Origin of the sequence: Photobacterium aquimaris (assembly GCF_002954455.1) — a bacterium.
GTDB classification, from domain to species: domain Bacteria; phylum Pseudomonadota; class Gammaproteobacteria; order Enterobacterales; family Vibrionaceae; genus Photobacterium; species Photobacterium aquimaris.
Map to the genome: position 1 here is coordinate 21,964 of NZ_MSCC01000002.1, position 19,709 is coordinate 41,672.

Sequence of the window (19,709 nt, forward strand, 5' to 3'; positions counted from 1 at the left end):
GTAATACAGCATTAAAAAATGCTCTAGTCATCATTATAAATAAAGATGGCTAAGAGCATTTTTTAGAATTTAATTATCGTTATTTTGGGTAAGTGTATAAGCGTCCGCGAGATCACCTTGAATACGTTTACCTTGCTGATCAAGTCGGAAAATACGGTGTTCGCCAACGAAATACTTCACTGACTGGCTACCTGTAAGATTTAACGTAATGGTGTCACCACGATCATTCCACTTAAACTTACCTTTATTGATAAATGGCTTGGTGTCTTTACCTTGATAGGTTTCATTTAAAACGTAACTGCCATCTTTATTTAAGGTTAAGCTAGTTTCAATGCCAGAGCAGTCACCACAAGGTTGAATACCAGTATATTCACCCATCCAAGATAAGGAATTTTGTGCATTATGGGTATCTGCTTGTTTTGCAGTCGCATCATTTTTAGCTTGATCACATCCAGCGAGTGTCAACACGATCATAGCAACGAATAAACATTTTTTTTCACCGTAAACTCCTTGTGAAAAAAAGAACAACCGAGCATTGCTAATGCTCGGTATCTTAATGTTAGTATCAATAGTTTTATTTTTGATTACTTTGTTAAATCAGCTACTTTTTTTTCTGCAGAATCAACTGATTTATTTACCATATCAGCTGCGTTATCAGCGACGGCTTTAGTTTTATCAACCGTTGCATCTTTTACTTCTGTAGCAGTATCTACAGCATTAGTTGTTGCATTTTTCACCGCATCTTTGGTTTCTTTTGCTGCATCTTTAGAGGCATCAACAACACCTGCTGTTGCATTTTCAGCACTATCTTTTAGCTCAGAAGCTTTAGCTTCAACAGCATTTGCCGAATCAGAAACAGCTTGCTTAGAATCTTCAACGGCTGCTGCTGTGGTATCTGCAACACTGTTTTTAACTTCAGTCGCTTTATCCATAGCTTTGTCTGCTGTGTCTTTAACAGCATTTGCTGAATCATCAACGGCTTTTTTAGTAGAGTCTAGCGCTGAATCTGTTGTTGTTACGGCATTATCTTGTACTTGGGTTGCTGTTGCTTTTACTGAAGCCGCAGATTCTTTTGCTGAATCATGGCTTGCTTGATCACAACCAACAAGGACTAAACCAGCGATCGCTATAGCAATAATACTCTTCTTCATATCAACTCCTGTAAAAATCTTAATAAAATATAACCTTAACAGTATCCACTATTAGCATGAAAAATTTATCTCGTTAACGTCATGTCAAAGTCAATAATAGGTCATTTTTTTTCATTATGTGGTATTAAATCTGTTTTATTTATGCAGAAAATGTTTTTCTCTCGTGATATAAAACTGAGTACTAAACTTAATAACTAATACGATGGTAAATATGAAAAATCACACGAAATAAACTCATAGGCATCATCGCCAAATAGCAAGCATGTTTTTTGTACAAATACGACTTGAGATCCAATTGGACAATATAAACCATCCTTAATATCAATATTGATCATTGTATTTGTTTGATCAGACATAACCTGTAAATAAAATTTACCTTCATATAAAAAAGAATCAGAGTTAATATTTACTACTCTTCCGACTACTGCTTCGGTTTTATAGGTTCTTCCTGCAACAATAATTAACAAAATAGTAAGTATTAGCAAAGAAGCACCTAAGGTTAAACCTACCTTCTGTGAAAACCGCATATGAACCTCACTTACAGCAAACAAACAGCGCCAGAAATCAACAATAATTTCACAGACATATTACAGTGATATATTTGTCATTGACAAGTAAATACCTTGTTATTACTAATAGGTATATTTTATCGTTAACTACATAGCCACACTATCCGCTATTAATTATGCTGAGCAAACATAGTCTTAAGCTCTTGATACATCCAACGCAGAACGGGGCCATTACCTTGATCGCGCCGCTTAACTAACCCCATATCAATCCACGGTGAAGTGGGAATATTTTCAATTGATAATCTCACTACCCCATCTTTAAAGATTGAATAATTAAATACATGGTCAGGCACAAACGCCCAGCCCATGTTTCTCAGTACAAACGCAGTAATTGAATAATAGCTATCAATATGCCAATAGTTAGCAGAAAGCGCATCGGTATGGTAATAACCCATACGATCACAGATCAATAGTTGTCGATATTGGCTAAGTTGCTGCATCGTCGGGGCTGATATTGTTGCTAATGGATGATTTTTAGCAACAATAAGTGACGAATTAAACTCACAAATAGGTGTGAATTCTAAACTACTTGGCAACGTTTTACTAAAAAACAAAATTCCAAGATCAGCTGTTAGATCATCAACTTGACTTGCAATATCATCTTTTGAACCACTGATAATCGTTAGCTTTAGTAATGGAAAAGTCGTTGCTACCCGTTCAAAAAATTCTTCAAATACTGTGGTTGGGGTTGCTTCATCCATTGCAATCGTCAGTGATACTTCTTCGCCTTTAGTTAAGGTCAATGCTCGGGATTGCAACCGATCACATTGAGCTAAAACAACTTTCGCTTCTTCATACATTTGCTCTCCCGCCTGAGTTAGTACCGGTAAACGGGCGCTACGGTCAAATAGATCAAAGCCTAAATCCGCTTCAAGATTACTGATTGCAGTACTGATACGTGATTGTGCCTTACCTATTCGGCGTGCAGCACCTGAAAAAGAACCTTGTTCTACTGATATAACAAACGCATTAAGCTGATCTAATGTCCAATCCATCATGGCTAAAACTATCTGAAAATAAGATAGATATTATCTTTGAACAATCCAATAAACAAGGATAATACCGCTACTAATATCGCCCAACAGATTGAGATTTTTTATGTCATTGACTCACTCGCCGCCTACACTGACTATTAGCCAAAATTTTTGGCGTTATGCGATTCCATCAATTGCAGCAATGATGGTAACCGGACTATATCAAATTGTGGATGGTATTTTTGTCGGCCACTATGTGGGTTATCAAGGATTAGCTGCGATTAATATGGCGTGGCCAATTACCTATTTGTTATCAGGCTTAGGTTTGATGATCGGTATTGGTGGCGGCACACTGATCTCAATTGCTCGAGGAGAAAACAACCCACAACACGCACAACACGCATTAAATCATGCTGTTTTATTAATTGCTGCTGTCAGTGTAATGGCATTAATGTTGTTCGTTCATTTTGGCGAAACATTATTAACCATTCAGGGGGCTAACCACACCATAAAAGCATTAGCACTACAATATGTTCAAAGCTTTGGTTGGGCTGCATTTGTTACTATTTTTGCAGGTGCGATTCCGATGCTGATCCGTAATGATGACAGCCCTAAAATAGCTACAGGATTATTAATTGCGGGTGCATTAACTAATATTGTATTGGATTATCTGTTTATTGGCATTTTTAAGTGGCAATTACAAGGGGCAGCAGTCGCAACCATTATTGCCCAAGCAGTAACTGTCATTGGCGGTATCATCTATTTTTATTCATCACGTTCGCCACTGACCATCCATTTAACAACCAAAAATATCCAATTTAATTATTGCTGGAAAATCCTTAGCCTTGGTTCATCCGTGTTGATCATGTATCTCTATGCTAGTTTTGTTGTCGCTTTGCATAATTACCAATTTATGAAATATGGGACCGAACTTACCGTTGGTGCTTTTGCGATTGTTGGCTATATGATGACATTATATTATTTGGTTGCCGAAGGGATCGCAGAAGGCATGCAGCCACCAGTGAGTTATTACTATGGCGCAAAACAATCACAAAATATAAATAAAACAATACAATTAGCAATAAAAGTAACTATTATTGCTGGCATTGCCTGGTTTGCATTATTGTATAGCTTCCCTCGCACATTAATTGGATTCTTTAATAGTGGTAATGCAGCACTTACAACAGAAGCCGTTGGTGGTATTCAATTACACTTATTTGCGATGTTTTTAGATGGTTTAATTGTCCTTGCAACCGTGTACTTTATGGCGGTAGATAAAGCAGGTAAAGCATTGGTTATTTCGGTAAGTAACATGCTAGTACAATTACCTTTTTTATATTTCCTACCGCAATGGCTCGGTGTTAATGGCGTCTGGTTATCAATGCCGTTATCTACCATCTTATTAAGCCTATTTGTATTACCGATGGTATGGCATGACTTACAACAGCGAAACAAAGTCACGCCATCAATGCCACCAGCCACCATCTAGCGTATTCGCTTGCCCTACAACCAACACTGCGGATAAGAATGTCTTATCCGCTGTAATATTGTCAGTCTACAGCTTAAGTTGGGCTGTAATCCATGTTGCAATATCTTTAATTTGTGGCAAGCACACATGATGTTCCATCGAATACATACGCCATTGAGGATGATATCCTGCCGCAATTAAATCATTGCGCGCCATTTCCCCAAGTTTAGGTACCACTACTGGATCATAGCTACCATGCATGATCTCAATATCAATATTACGGTTAGCCTCGCTATATTGAATCACATTGGCGGTTGGAAAATAGGTTGATAATGCCAGTAACCCTGCCAATGGTTTTGAATAACACAATGCCGCATGATAAACCACAGCGCCACCTTGAGAAAATCCCGCCAAAATAATCCGATCTGATGCGATACCGCGACTGATTTCACGTTCAATAAGATCAATGACACGTTGAGCAGAATGCATCAATTGATCGACATTAAGCTTACGTGCCACATCCAATGAAATAATATCATACCAAGCCGGCATCGCTGCGCCACCATTGATAGTCACAGGAATAGACGCAGCATGAGGAAAAATAAATCGCACCGGCATATCACTAGGCAACTGTAATTGTGGCAGTATTGCTTCAAAGTCATGGCCATTAGAGCCTAAGCCATGGAGCCAGATAACCGTCGCCGTTGCGCTAACTGTTGGCTCTACTTCAACACAAGGTAAATAGGTTATATTCATATTTTTATCCTTTATAAACCTTACTCACTATATCGCTGATTTTATTGCCCGTGCAAGTCGAGAGGGCGCTAATGTGGGATTCGAATCGGCTTGATTAAAAAATTCACTCACCACATCAACAATGGCAGATTGCACATCAGCTGTTGTTGCTAAGTTTTGCGAAAAACTGGGTACTAAATCTCCCGATAATGAGGCTTGTTTAAACGCTTTCATCGAATCTAATGCACATTGATCAAATGCTGACATATCCATGTCTAATCGAACCGGAATCGAACCTTTATTTAAATTAAAAACTCGCTGAAAAGATGGCATCAATAATGTTTTTGCCAAATCATACTGCGCAATATTATCAGCCTCAGTACCCTTTAATTTAAAAAAAGCCAGACTATCAATATTAAATGTAAATTGATGCTGAGTACCAGGTGCAGGCACACATAAATAATCTTTACCCGGTTGTTGACCAGCCTGAGCAAATTCTCCTTTCGCCCAATCTCCCATAAACTGCATTGCAGCTTGACCATCAATGACCATTTCAGTGGCAGCATTCCAATGCCGTCCTTCAGCTTGAGGATCAATATAAGCCTTCATGTGTTTAAATTGACGAAAAACATTAACCATTTTGTCACTATTGATCACCGTCATATCAAGATCAACAAACGCTTTACGGTAATCAGCAGAACCTAATACAGCTAGCGCAATACTTTCAAATAAGGTTGCATCTTGCCAAGGCTGCCCACCATGGGCCAATACAACAAACCCCGCGGCTTTGATTTTATCTGCCGCAATAAAAAATTCAGCTAACGTTGTTGGTACTTTGACCCCCACCGCTTTTAACACTTTCGGATTGACCCATAACCAGTTAACCCGATGTACGTTAATCGGTACTGCAACGTAATGGCCATTATATTTCATGATATTCGCCACTACGGGAGACAATACGTTATCCCAATGTTCTTGTTGAGCGACACTATCGAGTGAGGTTAAAAAGCCAAGTCGTCCCCACTCTTGAATATCATGGCCTTTAAGCTGCGCAGCAGTCGGAGGATTGCCCGAAACAGCACGCATTTTTAACACTGTCATTGCACTTTCACCACCACCACCAGCGACAGCAAAATCTTTCCAACTATGGCCTTGTTGTTCCATCATATGTTTAAGGATTTTAACTGACTTTGCTTCACCACTTGATGTCCACCAATGAAGCACTTCAACTTGACCTGCAGCTATTGCCGATGTCATTGGTAACCAAGCTAAAACAGATGACAATATAAGATATTTTAATTTCATATAGGCTCTTTATTTATGTCAATGCCACGGGCAGTACGCGTGGTAAGGCAACCACAACAATTAGCCCTTGTGTAAGGCCATTTTTAATCACTAACTTGCCGCCATGAGCATGAATAATATTACGCGCAATTCCCATGCCTAAACCATGGCCATCAGCATCTGTCGCGAGACGGAAATAAGGTTCAAACACCGCCGATAATGACGATTCAGGAATTCCCTTGCCTTGATCGGTGATCGTCAAAATAATTTTATCGGGCTTGTCTATCACCGCTACCGTCACTTTGTGGCCATATTTAACACCGTTATCAATTAAATTACTTAAACAGCGTTTTAAACCTAATTCTTTACCCATCATTGGTGCAATCGTCAGTGTCGGCAATGTTACTTTAATTGCATGGTGATTATGTCGTTCGGCAATACTTGCTAATAATATATTCAAATCAATCGGCACAATGTTTTCATGTAAATCAGTATCTTTTACACACTGTAATGCCCCTTTAACCATCATCTCTAATTCATCAAGATCACGGTTAAATTTATCAATCTTATTATCATCATCAATTAACTCAACCCGCAGTCGTAAGCGTGTAATCGGTGTTTTTAGATCATGGGAAATTGATGAAAATAGCTGTTCGCGATCCTCAATATAACGCCGTAGCCGCAGTTGCATTCGATTAAAAGCCTGAGTTGCCATCACTAACTCTGTCGCACCTTGTTCTTTAAGCGGCGGTTGATAGATATCAAGACTTAATGCATTAGCTGCATCTGCCAACTGTTTTAAAGGCTTGGTTTGGCGACGCACCATAATATAAGTAAACACCAATAATAAACTGGTGATAAAAACTAAAAATATGATTTGCTGATGCGTGATCACTTCATCTTTTAAGTTCATATAAGGAGCAGGTAACAGAGCTGCAATATAAAGCCATTGATTTTTTTCTAATTCAATCTGCACCACTAAAATCGGTGGATTTAAAGGCTCTAAACTTAAGGTATTATGCACCCACGATCGCGGCAGATCGCTTAATAAAATGTCATTTTTAAGTACATGTAATGTTTCAGGACGAGAAAATTCAACTTTGATGGTTGGTAAGCGCGGTAATTTTTGATGGAGCACTTTTTCAAATACTGACACTGCCATCTGTTTTTGTTCTGAATTAGCAATCGGCTCAATACGGATCTCTTCATCATTAAAAGATACAAAAAAACGAGTACCGCCCATATTACGCAATTGATCTAATACAATGTGCCGATATTGCATTGGTAATGATTGGAAAAAAGTCACCGTTGAGGCAAACATGGTCGCCATACTCGCCGACGTTGATTGCAATCCATCCAAATCTCGCTGTTTCGATTGGCTATACCAAATCGCAGTTGCTATCACTTGTGCTAAAAATACTGCTAATAATGTTAACCACAATGTCCTTGAAACCAATGACTTTGGGTATAGCATTTTCCAATTCATTAACTATTATCCATATAGTAAAAAAGTGTGACGCCCATACAAGCAATCACACTTTATTCAACGCCATTATTTGAATATTATGCGTCTTCGTAAACCACATCAGCCGTGAAAATATAACCATTACCACGACTAGTTTTGATTAAGCGCTGAGTACGACCTTTATCGCCTAATCGTTGTCGCAGTCGACTTAAAGCAACATCAATTCCACGCTCTGAAGGTAACGTATCACGCCCTCGCGTTGCGTAAGAAATCGTATCGCGATCTAATATCTCTTGTGGACGCGATAAAAACAGCATCAGCAACGAGTAATCCCCCCCAGTCAATTCAAAATCTTGCTTGGTTTCAAGATCAAATAAGCAATGGGTAGTAGTATCAAGTCGCCAATTAGAAAATCGAATAAATTTAGCTTCTGCTGGTAATGACTGACTTTCGGTTGGTTTTATTCGTCTTAATAAGGCTTTAATACGCGCTAATAACTGACGAGGACTAAACGGCTTAGCGATATAATCATCAGCACCAATTTCTAGACCAATGATCTGATCCATTTCATCTGAAACTGCTGTTAACATGATAATCGGCACATTTGAGCTTTTACGAATATGCTGGCAAAGTGTAAAACCATCATCTCCTGGCATCATAACATCTAATAAAATCAGATCGGGATAACCAGCCGCTAATCGGCGTTTCATCTCTTCACCTTCCGCAGCAGTTATAACTTCAAAGCCGTTTTTAGTTAAATACTCGTCCAATAACTCACGGATCTCTTGATCGTCATCGACAACGAGTACTGTCTTGGTTACCCCCATGTTATTCATCCTTCACTGGTACATATCTTATTATTATTTTTAAACATAAATGTTTGCATTTTTATAGCTACAACCTTATTAATTGAACATAACGTTGGCTAATTTTGTGCCATTAGACACATATTCATCTGACTTATCGTTCATTGCAATACAACATTTGACCACCAACAACCATAAAAGTCAGTAAATGGCGTTATTTTGATGACAAAATCGTTACCTTACTAGCAAATTACGCTATTAATAGTGACAAAAAATAGCATTATAAATTAGTGAGAGCACTGCGTATCTTATTTGCAACAGGCGGCGATACCCATTGTGTCCATATGCTTTCATAATGCGTCAGAAATTCCACCATTGTTTGTTTACCGTCTGCATTATGATTGACTTTCCACGCCATTAAATTGTTCATGTCTTGGTTTGTAAAACTACGGGATGATAGGTACATCATTACAGCAGGTGCGCGTTGAGAAAACTTGAGGGTTACAATGGTATCAACAGCACGTGAAGGAAACATCGTTACTCGTGGATTTTTGCAGTATTTTTTTTCAATACATTCTTGAAAATACTCACGATTAACACCTGCATTAAACTCAACCCGCACCATTTTATAATTACCCAATACAGCTGTTGGCGACCAATAATAACCAATCCAAGGTAATTTTTTTGCATAAGCATGAGCGATAGAGCCCGATAATCCGGTTATTTCATCTGTTGGTGTAACTTCAAAACCTGCTTGTTTAAGATCAAGGGCTTTAAATAAGTTGGTGACTGCATTTTGGCAACGCCAACCAGGCGCACAACTAAAAAAGGGCTGCGTATTTCCCAAATCTGGACGCTTAAATAAATAACTGTGTTGCTTAACACCAGCCATTGTCGCCAATGATGGCTCTTTTTCTACCATATAAGCAGGTACCCAAAAGCCTTCTAAGCCGCCTTCATATAATACCTTGCCAACAAATTTAATTTTATCTTGTTCAATACCATACTCAAGCCCGCCCTTTAAGGCGTTACGCCACATTTCAGGGATAATATCGGGCTTACCTTGTAAAAGAATAGATTTAGCCGCAACAATAGTTTCACTTGGTACCAGTTCTGTCTCACAACCAAATCCATGTTGTAAAATAAAACTGTCGACATTTGCAACAAACGTCGCTGAATTCCAATCCATATCAGCAATAGTGACCTTACCGCATTCTGTTGCCTGCACTTTATATGTTAGTGCAAACAATACGATCAACACTGTCAGTTGCTTTAGCATTATGCCCTCCTTTTCTTGCTGCACATCAAGCGCAAGTTATTACTTCTATTTTAAACAACCGTAATATCAAATACCAAAAAATAAACCACAAACAAAAAAACACTCTCAACCATAATGGAGAGAGTGTTTATGTTTTATCATCCTACAAATCGATGCATTACATCATCTTATTGTCGTGGCACTGCTTGATCACTTAATGCCTCAGCCAGTGTTGAACGCGATAATCGCCCTGTCACATCGCCAGCTTCATTAATCACTGGCAAAGGGTGGTCGCTATCTAGTGTTTCTGGAATCACGGTTTCAAGTAACGCATCAGTTGTTATCGCAGGCACTGTTTCTAACATCGATTGATCAATGGCTTTGTTATAATCAGCTTCATTTATATCTTCGAGGGTTTGTTGGGTAATAACCCCTTGATAACCATCATCATCAATAAAGTAACCATAATCATCTTTAGCATTACGCATTTCAGCTACTGCTTCACCAATGGTCTCGGCTGATATTCTTACCCCTTGCGGCTTCATGACGGTTGCAACAGTTAATGCACGAGCACGATTAACATCTTTAACAAATGCTTCGACATAATCATCAGCAGGATTAAGTAGAATATCAACCGGCTTACCTTGTTGAATCAATTTACCATCTCGTAAAATCGCAATCCGATCACCGAGTCGCAATGCTTCATCAAGATCATGGGTAATAAAGATAATCGTTTTATGGAGTTTCTCTTGCAATTCAATCAGCTGATCTTGCATTTCACTGCGAATTAATGGGTCTAATGCAGAAAAAGCCTCATCCATTAATAATACTTCAGCATTAGTACATAACGCGCGAGCAAGCCCAACCCGTTGCTGTTGTCCCCCCGATAGATTAGCAGGATAACTTTGCTCATATCCTGTTAGCCCGACGGTGGTTAACCATTGTTGCGCTTGTTGTTGCCACTGAGCTGGTTTCGCCCCTTGAACAGATAAACCATAACCGACATTTTGTAATACTGTCCGATGCGGCATTAAACCAAAGCGTTGAAAAACCATCGACATTTTATGACGTCGAAAATCTTGTAATTGGCTAGCATTTAGAGTCATTACATCGGTATCTTCAATAATAATACTGCCTTCTGTCGGTTCAATTAACCGATTAAAGTGACGTATTAATGTTGATTTTCCCGATCCTGACAGCCCCATAATGACAAAGATTTCACCGGCATAAATATTTAGATTAATGTCACTAAGCCCGACGGTATGACCGGTTTCAGCCAAAATAGTATCTTTTGACTGCCCCGCTTTAACTTTAGTAAGTACTTGCTTATCTTTAGGACCAAAGATCTTATACAGATTTTTAACTTGAATTAGTGGTGCACTATTTTGTTGATGACTCATTTAGGTGCCCCTCCTAGATGCTGCTGACTTCGTTGAGCATAACTTTGAGAGATACGGTCAAAAATAATCGCTAATGCCACAATAGCTAATCCATTTAGCAAACCCAATGTAAAATATTGATTAGTAATCGATTTAAGTACTGGTTGACCTAACCCTTTAACACCAATCATTGATGCAATCACTACCATCGCTAGTGCCATCATAATAGTTTGGTTAATACCCGCCATAATGTTGGGCATTGCTAAAGGTATTTGCACGCCAAACAAACGTTGCATTGGACTTGCACCATAGGCAGTAGCAGCTTCTAGTACTTCTTCATCGACTAAACGAATCCCTAAATTAGTTAAACGAATAACAGGTGGAACGGCATAAATAACAACGGCTATTACACCTGGAATTTTACCTATACCCAGTAGCATCACTACTGGAATTAAATACACAAACGCAGGCATGGTTTGCATTACATCAAGCAATGGCGTCACAATACGCTGAATACGATCGGATCTTGCCATTGCGATACCAGTAGGTATTCCGATGCCAATTGCGACCAAGGTCGAGACTAAAATAATACTCATGGTACGCATGGTATTATCCCACATACCAAAAATACCAATCAGAACAAAAGAAATCACAACTCCCAGTGATAACTTCCAAGAACGACTCGCCATATAAGCTATCGCGGCTAATACCGCAATAACTAACCACCATGGTGTTGCTAGCAACAATTTTTCAAACCAAATTAAAAAAGCCAGTAATGGATCAAAAAAGCTCTCAATGGTATCGCCGTACTCACGAGAAAATGCGCGATAACTTCCATCTAGGGTTTTCCTTATTTCAACTAGCTGCGCACGTTCAAGTTGAGGAAATTCTGTTATCCATGAATCATTTGACATAAGTATCATCCAGTTACTTATAAATCTTGTAATGCGCCTTTGACTTTTGTCGCCACGTCAACTGAGACCCATTGTGTCCAAATCGCTTCATGATTGGTTAAAAACTCAACCATGACGGCTTCACCATCGGCTTGGTTATCTTCCATCCATGCTAATAATCCATTCATTTCAGCATTCGTAAATGAACGTGCAGCAAGGTATTTAACCGCGGCACTTGAACGATCAGCAAATGAGGTTGTGATAACCGTATCAACCGCTGATGGTGGATACATGGTTACTTTAGGATCTGTACATTCAGTGCTTGTAATACATGATGAAAAGTATTTCGCATTAACCCCTGAACCAAAATCAACCTTCACCATTTTATATTTACCTAATACTGCCGTTGGTGCCCAGTAATAGCCAAACCACGGTTGCTGACGTTCATAAGCTTTAGCGATTGAGCCAGATAAACCTGCACCAGAACCTGGATCAATTAAATCAAATCCGAATTTTGCTAAATCAAGTGCTTTAAATAAATTACCCGCAGAGATCTGGCAATTCCAACCGGCAGGACAGCCATAAAATGCGGATTGATCAGGATCTTCTGGATGGGTAAATAGTTTGGCATGTTTCTTAATGCCTGCAATTGTGGCCAATTCAGGTGTTTTTTCTACCATATATTCAGGTACCCAAAACCCTTCCTCACCGCCATCAGAGAATGTTGGCCCTGTAAATTGTAAACGGCCTTCTTTAACACCACGATCGAGCGCAACTTTAAGTGAATTACTCCACATTTCAGGCGCAATATCTGGCTCTCCTTTTTCGATCATTGATGTTCCTGTCGGCATCGTGTCACCCGGTACCAGTTCTGTATCACAGCCGTAACCATGCTGGAGAATAAAACTGTCAACGTTGGCAATTAAGGTTGCTGAATTCCAATTCATATCAGCAATCGTGACTTTGCCACATTCTTTACCAGCATCCGCCTGCGCTGAAAAACTCGCCATAAATAGTGATGCTATAGCTAACTTACGCATAAATAACTTCCCTTTATTTACAATTAAACATACACAACACCAATCAGTCTAACCAAATAACTGTCGTAACACAAAAATATGCAACAAACCATTTACAAATGAACTGTAAATAATGGCTAATTTCGTTGATTACCGATCGTTGTTATTCATTTTTATTGCTAAATATAAATACCACTTTTTATCGTTTTTAATGCTAATTTTGCTTATCATTACGCTTGTATTTTATTAGTAGTGGACAATAACAATGTATAAATTAGTTGCACTTGATATGGACGGTACATTACTTAATTCAGACGGTGCTATTTCAGATCTTAATAAACAAGCTATCGCAGCTGCTCGTGCACAAGGCGTATGTGTTGTATTGGCTTCTGGACGCCCTATTGAAGGCATGGAATGGGCGTTAAAAGAACTTAATATGGATAGTGATAATGATTTTGTGCTGTCTTATAACGCCTCTTTAGTACAACGCGTGGCTAGTAAAGAAATCGTTAGAAGCCAAACCTTAATTGGCCGTGATGCAAAAGCAATTGCAGCAATTGCTCACGATCTTGGTGTTCATGTTCATGCATTCTCTCGTCGTCAGGGACTTATTACACCTGCGCATAATTATTACACCGATCATGAAGCTAAAATTAATGGCTTAACAATTACGTTAGCTGATTTTTCCGAGCTTGATGACAACGAAGAAATCATGAAAGTCATGATTATTGATGATGCTGAACGTCTTGAAGCAGCCATTGCACAATTATCCCCTGCTCTATACCAACAATATACGATTGTAAGAAGTGCACCATTCTTCCTTGAGTTTATGCACACGAATAGTAATAAAGGTGTTGGTGTTAAAGCGTTAGCTGATTTCTTAAATATCAAACAAGATGAAGTTATTGCGATGGGTGATGCTGGCAATGATCACCACATGATCGAATTTGCAGGTTTAGGCGTTGCGATGGGAAATGCAACTGAAGAAACAAAAGTGATTGCCAACTATGTTACTGACACTAATAATAATAGTGGTGTAGCTCAAGTTATCGAAAAATTCATTCTTAATGCTTAATGCACTAAAACAAAAAAAGCCAGCGTTGCTGGCTTTTTTTTATGATTACTATTAATTATTTAGCAATAGTAACTGTATCAACATCAACAGTACGAACTGTCCAATCTTTATCTACTTCACCACGAAGAATAACTTTAGTAGTTGGTGTTACTGTCACACCGCGCCAATCTTTATTATCAATTTCTACTTTAATCTCGCCAGTCACATCTTTAAACATATAATCTTCTTTACCAATTGAAGATATAATGTGGCCAGTAAGCTCTACTGCTGCATTATCATCAGCATGAGATGCTGCTTTTACTGTAGTTAATACAGGAACAACGCTTGGTCCATTAAAACCACCTTGTGGTTGAACAAGTGGCGCAGCCTCTGTTGGACCATTAAATCCACCTTGAGTTGACTGTGGTGCGGCCATAACAGACATTGATGAAAGCGTTAAAACAGAAACAGCAAGTAATTTCTTCATTGGCCTATGATTCCAAAAAACAATTGATTAAGGTTAAAACATCGCTTATTTAATAACAAATAAGTGCATATCGGGCTAACAATTATAGTCTCTAAAAAACCAACTGCAACAATACAGTGTTCTTTATTTTATTTATAATAAAAATCATATGGTTAAATTTTTTATTGTTATATTTCTTTAATCATATGTGATGCCAGAAACACTGAAACAATCGTATCGATATGATCTTCTAACACCTGACCTTCACTATTAGGTAAAACATTCATCACTTGCGGCCAGAACAATAACCCTTGAAATAAGCTGATATAAATATTGGTCATGACCATCAAGTTTTTATTGACTAAACATCCAGCACTAATCGCTTGTTGAAACCAATCTGTCACCGCTTTAGTACTGTATAAATCTTTAATCAGATTTATCGCTAACTCCGGTTGACGCAAAAACTCCATCACAATAGTCCGTGACAGCGGAATACCATAAGTTGAATATAATATGTCAGCCTCACGACGCGTAATCAACGTTAACTGCTCAGTTAATGTCATCGTTGAATCAAATTCATACTTCACATTTTCTGCTACAGATTCTTGAATAATGGTGAGTACAGAAACAAATAACACCTCTTTACTTTCAAAGTGACGGTATAACGTACGCTTAGAAACCCCCGCTTCGGTTGAGATGCGGTCCATATTGGCAGCTAAAAAACCGTGAGTAATAAATTCTTCTTTTGCCGCTTCAATAATAGCTAGGTGCTTACGTTCCGTTTGTTTCATCCTGTTCTCGTTCCTTATTATCATTACGTTTTTACTTTGATTTATGACCGTAGTCTAACAATTCACACCAAAAAAGTACACTCCATAGTTTACAAATGATTTTTTACCACTAGAATGCACACTTAGTTTACCTTTTTGATAGTTAATGTGGTTAACCATCAACCTAATGATAGTGGAGAACACGGTGAAAACTCATTCAGCAATGTCCAATGTGGCATCGTTAACAATTAATAAACTGACCATGGCAGTTAGTTTATCTTTAGCGGTAGTGATGTTGTCGGGGTGTGACAGTAAAAAAGAAGAAACGGTCGCCGCGCCTATCATTAGCCCAGCTCTTACTCAAGTTGTGATGCCAAAAGCAGACAGTAGTTTAAGTTTTAATGGCGTAATTCGCTCAGCTCAGCGTGCTGATTTATCATTTCACGTGAGTGGTCGCGTAAGCCATATTTTTGTTAATGAAGGTGATGAGGTCCACAAAGGCCAACTGCTTGCAAAACTAGATCCTAAAGATGCGCAAACAGCATTTGCAGCAGCGCAACTTGAATTAAATAACACTAAAAAAGATTATTTACGTGGTAAGTCAATTTATGAAAGCTCACAAGCTATTGCAAAAAGTGATCTTGATGAATTAATGACCCGTTATAACTTGGCTCAGAATCGCCTAGAAGAAGCCAAAAACCAACTCACTTACACTCAATTAAAAGCGCCATTTGATGGCATTATTGGTCGTAAATTGATTGATAATCACGTTCAAATTCAGGCGAATACATCAGTACTGACATTACATAACCTCGATGATCTAGAGGTGGTGGTTAATATTCCAGACACAGTAATGTTAAGTGGTTTGAAATGTAAAAAAGCTAATGCTGAAATCACAACAATTCCGGGGCATTTATTACCGTTGAGTTTACGTACTTACTCAACCCAAGCAGATCCTATTACGCAAACATTCTCAATTGTTTTAGGTCTTGATGATTCTAAAGGGCTCAATATTTTGCCGGGAATGCCAGTAAGGGTAACCCCAAGTGTTGAGTTGTGCCCTGAAGACTATGTCGATAATAAAAACAACCCACTAATCGTACCGTTAACCGCTGTTGTTCCTGATAATCAAAACAAACAATTTGTATGGATTGTTGGTGAAAACAACATTGTCGAGAAACGCTACATTAAAGTCGGCACCATCAACAAAAATTGTATTACGGTGCCATCAGGCCTCAAATCAGGTGAACGCATTGTTATTGCAGGTGTATCAAAACTTAAAACGGGTATGGAAATTCGTCCATACACTGATAACACCCAAGACGGAGCATAAAAGTAATGGATATCGCTCGCTATACTATAGCTAAGCGCACCAGTGTGTGGGTAATGATTGCCCTCATTCTAATTGGTGGCTACATCAGCTATCTAAAGCTGGGTCGCTTTGAAGATCCGGAGTTTGTGATCCGTCAGGCGGTGATAATCACACCTTATGCTGGTGCAACTGCACAAGAAGTATCAGATGAAGTCACCGATATTATTGAAGGCGCCGTGCAGTCATTGCAGGAACTGAAAGAAGTTAAATCAGTTTCAAAGCAAGGTATGTCTGAAGTTACAGTTGAAATCAAACTTGAATTTGCGAAAAGCCAAGCTGATCTACAGCAAGTATGGGATAAGTTACGTCGTAAAATAAGTGATGCACAGCGTCAATTACCTCCTGGTGCTGGCCCATCAATTGTTAACGATGACTTCTCAGATGTGTATGCGTTGTTTTTTGCCGTTACTGGTGACGGTTTTACTGATAAACAGCTATCTGACTATGTAGATAGCCTCCGCCGTGAACTGGTTTTGGTCCCTGGCGTTGCTAAAACAGCAACATTAGCAGAACAACAAGAAACTATTTTTGTTGAATTTACTAGTGAGCGTTTAGCCAAATTTGGATTGTCAGTTGATAATGTACTATCGGTTTTACAAAAGCAGAATATTGTTAATGTCGCGGGAAGTTTAACCTCTAATGGCATGCGTATTCCGGTTATTCCTGCGCCTGATGTAAACTCATTTAATGACTTACGCAATCTACAAGTGGGGATTGGTGAAAATCATACGGTTTTACATTTAAAAGACATTGCAAATGTAACACGTGGTTATCAAGAACCCGCTTCAATGTTAATGCGCTACAACGGCGAACGTGCGATTGGTTTTGGTATTTCTAATGTTACTGGCGGTAACGTGGTTGATATGGGTGATGCGGTTAAAGCCCGTATTGCCAAGTTAGAAAGTCAACGTCCACTGGGTATGGAACTGAATGTTATTTCGATGCAATCAGACTCAGTACGTGACTCGGTGACGAATTTCATCGATAACCTTATTGCAGCTGTAGTGATCGTATTTATTGTATTACTACTGTTCATGGGTCTTCGTTCTGGGATCATTATCGGTTTTGTGTTAGTGCTAACCGTCGCCGGCACATTCTGCATCATGTTAATTGATGATATTGCGATGCAACGTATCTCTTTAGGTGCATTGATTATTGCTTTGGGAATGCTCGTAGATAACGCAATAGTGGTTACTGACGGTATTTTAGTCCGCCTACAAAATAATGAAGATCGTGAAGTTGTAATACCTGAAGTGGTAAATGCAACTAAATGGCCATTGTTAGGTGGTACCGTTGTTGGTATTTGTGCATTTAGTGCTATCGGCCTTTCACCATCAGATATGGGTGAATACGCAGGTTCATTATTCTGGGTAATTCTTTACTCAATGCTATTAAGCTGGCTGTTTGCGGTCACTGTTACGCCGTTACTGTGTCATCAGTTCCTAAAAGTAAAACTGAAATCAGGTGATGAAAAACCAAGTAAAGTTGTCAACAGCTATAAAGGCTTGTTAACGTGGGTGCTTATTCATCGTAAGACTACGGGTTTACTATTAGTTGCTACACTATTAGGTGCTGTTTGGGGCGTTAAATTTGTTCCACCGGGCTTTATGCCTGAATCACAACGCGCACAATTTGTAGTTGACGTGTACTTACCACAAGGCACTGATATCAAAAATACTGAAGCGGTTGTGGCAGACATCGAACAAGACGTTAAGCAAAAGCCAGGTATCAGTAATATTTCCAGCTTCATCGGTGGTGGCGGTTTACGCTTTATGCTGACCTATGCACCTGAAGCACGTAATCCAAGTTATGGTCAATTACTGATCGATATTGATGATTACCGTAACATTGCACCATTATTGGTCGAGCTTCAAACCGAGCTTGATAAAAAATACCCAGAAGCTTCAATCAAAGTATGGAAGTTTATGCTTGGTCGCGGTGGCGGTAAGAAAATCGAAGCCGGCTTTAAAGGTCCTGATAGCAAAATATTACGTTCACTTGCGGAACAAGCTAAAGCTATCATGCTAAGTGATCCAAACTTAATCGCAGTACAAGATGATTGGCGTCAGCAAGTACCCGTGATCAAACCGGTATATTCAGCAGAGAAAGCGCAACGTTTTGGCTTGACCAATCAAGAAATTAGCCAAGCTATTGCACAAACATTGACCGGTCGTAACATTGGTGTTTACCGTGAAGGTAATAATTTGATCCCTATCGTAGTGCGTGCGCCAGATAACGAGCGTACTCATGAACGTGCGATTGAAAACACTGACGTTTACAGCCGTATGGTGAATGGTTTAATTCCGGTTAGCCAATTAATTGAATCGGTAAATGTTGGCTGGGAAGATGCAATCTTACGTCGTATCAACCGTATTCCAACGATTTTGGTTCAAGCTGATCCTGCGCCGGGGGTTTTCACAGCAGATGCATTTAATGATCTACGCGGTAAAGTTGAAGCGATTGAATTGCCACCAGGTTATGAATTAACATGGTATGGAGAGTATAAAGCATCGAAAGACGCTAACGTAGGTCTTGCTATCTCAGCCCCTTACGGCTTTGCAGCAATGATTTTAGCAGTGATCTTCATGTTTAACGCCATGCGTCAACCATTAGTGATTTGGCTTACGGTACCACTAGCATTAGTGGGTGTTACTGTCGGCTTGGTGATATTCCAAACCCCGTTTGAGTTTATGGCGATTCTTGGTTTCTTAAGTTTGATCGGAATGATGGTTAAAAATGCGATTGTATTAGTAGACCAAACCGATGTTGAAATAGCAGAAGGTAAAACACCGTATCAAGCAATTATTGACTCAGCACTTAGTCGTGCTCGACCAGTATTACTTGGTGCCTTTACGACAATTTTAGGTGTTGCGCCGTTACTGATTGATCCATTCTTCAAAAGTATGGCAGTAACGATTATGTTTGGTTTGTTGTTTGCAACCATTCTAACGCTAGTCGTGATCCCTTTGCTCTATGCGGTACTGTTCCGCGTTAAAGTAGAGTAACCACCAGCATAACTAATAAACAAAAAGGGAGTAACATCATT

At 39.1% G+C, this 19,709-nt stretch carries 18 protein-coding genes; 4 read left to right on the top strand and 14 right to left on the bottom strand.

Annotated elements, in window-relative coordinates:
• Window positions 1–69: 69 nt before the first annotated feature.
• From BTN98_RS11155 to BTN98_RS11170, 4 genes are all read right to left on the bottom strand, one after another.
• Window positions 70–474, bottom strand: a complete 405-nt coding sequence (locus BTN98_RS11155) for a copper resistance protein NlpE (RefSeq protein ID WP_105030009.1) — start codon at window positions 472–474, stop codon at window positions 70–72.
• Between the two features lie 110 nt (window positions 475–584).
• The gene (locus tag BTN98_RS11160; RefSeq protein WP_060999929.1) at window positions 585–1,151 is read right to left on the bottom strand and encodes a hypothetical protein; all 567 of its coding nucleotides are present in this window, start codon (window positions 1,149–1,151) and stop codon (window positions 585–587) included.
• 194 nt (window positions 1,152–1,345) lie between these two features.
• Entirely contained in the window at window positions 1,346–1,678 is a 333-nt protein-coding gene (locus BTN98_RS11165; RefSeq protein WP_060999931.1) for a hypothetical protein, read from the bottom strand.
• Window positions 1,679–1,830: 152 nt separating this feature from the next.
• The gene (locus tag BTN98_RS11170; RefSeq protein ID WP_060999986.1) at window positions 1,831–2,715 is read right to left on the bottom strand and encodes a LysR family transcriptional regulator; all 885 of its coding nucleotides are present in this window, start codon (window positions 2,713–2,715) and stop codon (window positions 1,831–1,833) included.
• 103 nt (window positions 2,716–2,818) lie between these two features.
• On the opposite strand from BTN98_RS11170, the gene BTN98_RS11175 reads away from it, so the two are divergent.
• Window positions 2,819–4,183 (top strand): MATE family efflux transporter, encoded by a 1,365-nt coding sequence (locus tag BTN98_RS11175; protein ID WP_060999932.1) that lies wholly within the window; start codon window positions 2,819–2,821, stop codon window positions 4,181–4,183.
• 66 nt (window positions 4,184–4,249) lie between these two features.
• On the opposite strand, the gene BTN98_RS11180 is transcribed toward BTN98_RS11175, so the two are convergent.
• The 8 genes from BTN98_RS11180 to BTN98_RS11215 form a co-directional block, all read right to left on the bottom strand.
• The gene (locus tag BTN98_RS11180) at window positions 4,250–4,912 is read right to left on the bottom strand and encodes an alpha/beta hydrolase (protein ID WP_060999987.1); all 663 of its coding nucleotides are present in this window, start codon (window positions 4,910–4,912) and stop codon (window positions 4,250–4,252) included.
• A 33-nt stretch (window positions 4,913–4,945) separates the two neighbouring features.
• Window positions 4,946–6,202 carry an ABC transporter substrate-binding protein gene (locus BTN98_RS11185; protein WP_060999934.1) on the bottom strand — a complete coding sequence of 419 codons (1,257 nt, stop codon included), beginning with the start codon at window positions 6,200–6,202 and terminating at the stop codon, window positions 4,946–4,948.
• A gap of 13 nt (window positions 6,203–6,215) precedes the next feature.
• Window positions 6,216–7,667 carry an ATP-binding protein gene (locus BTN98_RS11190; protein WP_060999936.1) on the bottom strand — a complete coding sequence of 484 codons (1,452 nt, stop codon included), beginning with the start codon at window positions 7,665–7,667 and terminating at the stop codon, window positions 6,216–6,218.
• Window positions 7,668–7,744: 77 nt separating this feature from the next.
• A complete protein-coding gene (locus tag BTN98_RS11195) occupies window positions 7,745–8,473 on the bottom strand; it encodes a response regulator (protein WP_060999938.1) in 729 nt (242 codons plus the stop codon).
• Window positions 8,474–8,732: 259 nt separating this feature from the next.
• The gene (locus BTN98_RS11200) at window positions 8,733–9,731 is read right to left on the bottom strand and encodes a glycine betaine ABC transporter substrate-binding protein (protein ID WP_060999939.1); all 999 of its coding nucleotides are present in this window, start codon (window positions 9,729–9,731) and stop codon (window positions 8,733–8,735) included.
• A 167-nt stretch (window positions 9,732–9,898) separates the two neighbouring features.
• Window positions 9,899–11,110, bottom strand: a complete 1,212-nt coding sequence (locus tag BTN98_RS11205) for a quaternary amine ABC transporter ATP-binding protein (RefSeq protein WP_060999941.1) — start codon at window positions 11,108–11,110, stop codon at window positions 9,899–9,901.
• Window positions 11,107–12,003, bottom strand: coding sequence for an ABC transporter permease (locus BTN98_RS11210; protein ID WP_060999943.1), 897 nt, complete (start codon window positions 12,001–12,003; stop codon window positions 11,107–11,109). Before BTN98_RS11210 ends, BTN98_RS11205 begins: the two co-directional genes overlap by 4 nt.
• Window positions 12,004–12,020: 17 nt before the next feature.
• Window positions 12,021–12,992: an ABC transporter substrate-binding protein gene (locus BTN98_RS11215; protein ID WP_412779404.1), complete on the bottom strand. Its 972-nt coding sequence runs from the start codon at window positions 12,990–12,992 to the stop codon at window positions 12,021–12,023.
• A 274-nt stretch (window positions 12,993–13,266) separates the two neighbouring features.
• Here BTN98_RS11215 and yidA point away from each other — a divergent pair, with 274 nt between their 5' ends.
• A complete protein-coding gene (yidA, locus tag BTN98_RS11220; RefSeq protein ID WP_060999948.1) occupies window positions 13,267–14,076 on the top strand; it encodes a sugar-phosphatase in 810 nt (269 codons plus the stop codon).
• 55 nt (window positions 14,077–14,131) lie between these two features.
• Here the strand turns inward: yidA and BTN98_RS11225 are convergent, their stop codons facing one another.
• Both BTN98_RS11225 and BTN98_RS11230 read right to left on the bottom strand, forming a co-directional pair.
• Window positions 14,132–14,542 (bottom strand): YgiW/YdeI family stress tolerance OB fold protein, encoded by a 411-nt coding sequence (locus BTN98_RS11225; RefSeq protein ID WP_060999950.1) that lies wholly within the window; start codon window positions 14,540–14,542, stop codon window positions 14,132–14,134.
• A gap of 167 nt (window positions 14,543–14,709) precedes the next feature.
• Window positions 14,710–15,312 carry a TetR/AcrR family transcriptional regulator gene (locus BTN98_RS11230; protein WP_060999951.1) on the bottom strand — a complete coding sequence of 201 codons (603 nt, stop codon included), beginning with the start codon at window positions 15,310–15,312 and terminating at the stop codon, window positions 14,710–14,712.
• A 202-nt stretch (window positions 15,313–15,514) separates the two neighbouring features.
• Between BTN98_RS11230 and BTN98_RS11235 the strand changes: the two genes are divergently transcribed.
• Window positions 15,515–16,624 carry an efflux RND transporter periplasmic adaptor subunit gene (locus tag BTN98_RS11235; RefSeq protein WP_060999989.1) on the top strand — a complete coding sequence of 370 codons (1,110 nt, stop codon included), beginning with the start codon at window positions 15,515–15,517 and terminating at the stop codon, window positions 16,622–16,624.
• Between the two features lie 5 nt (window positions 16,625–16,629).
• Window positions 16,630–19,668: an efflux RND transporter permease subunit gene (locus BTN98_RS11240; RefSeq protein ID WP_060999953.1), complete on the top strand. Its 3,039-nt coding sequence runs from the start codon at window positions 16,630–16,632 to the stop codon at window positions 19,666–19,668.
• The last annotated feature ends 41 nt before the right edge of the window (window positions 19,669–19,709 follow it).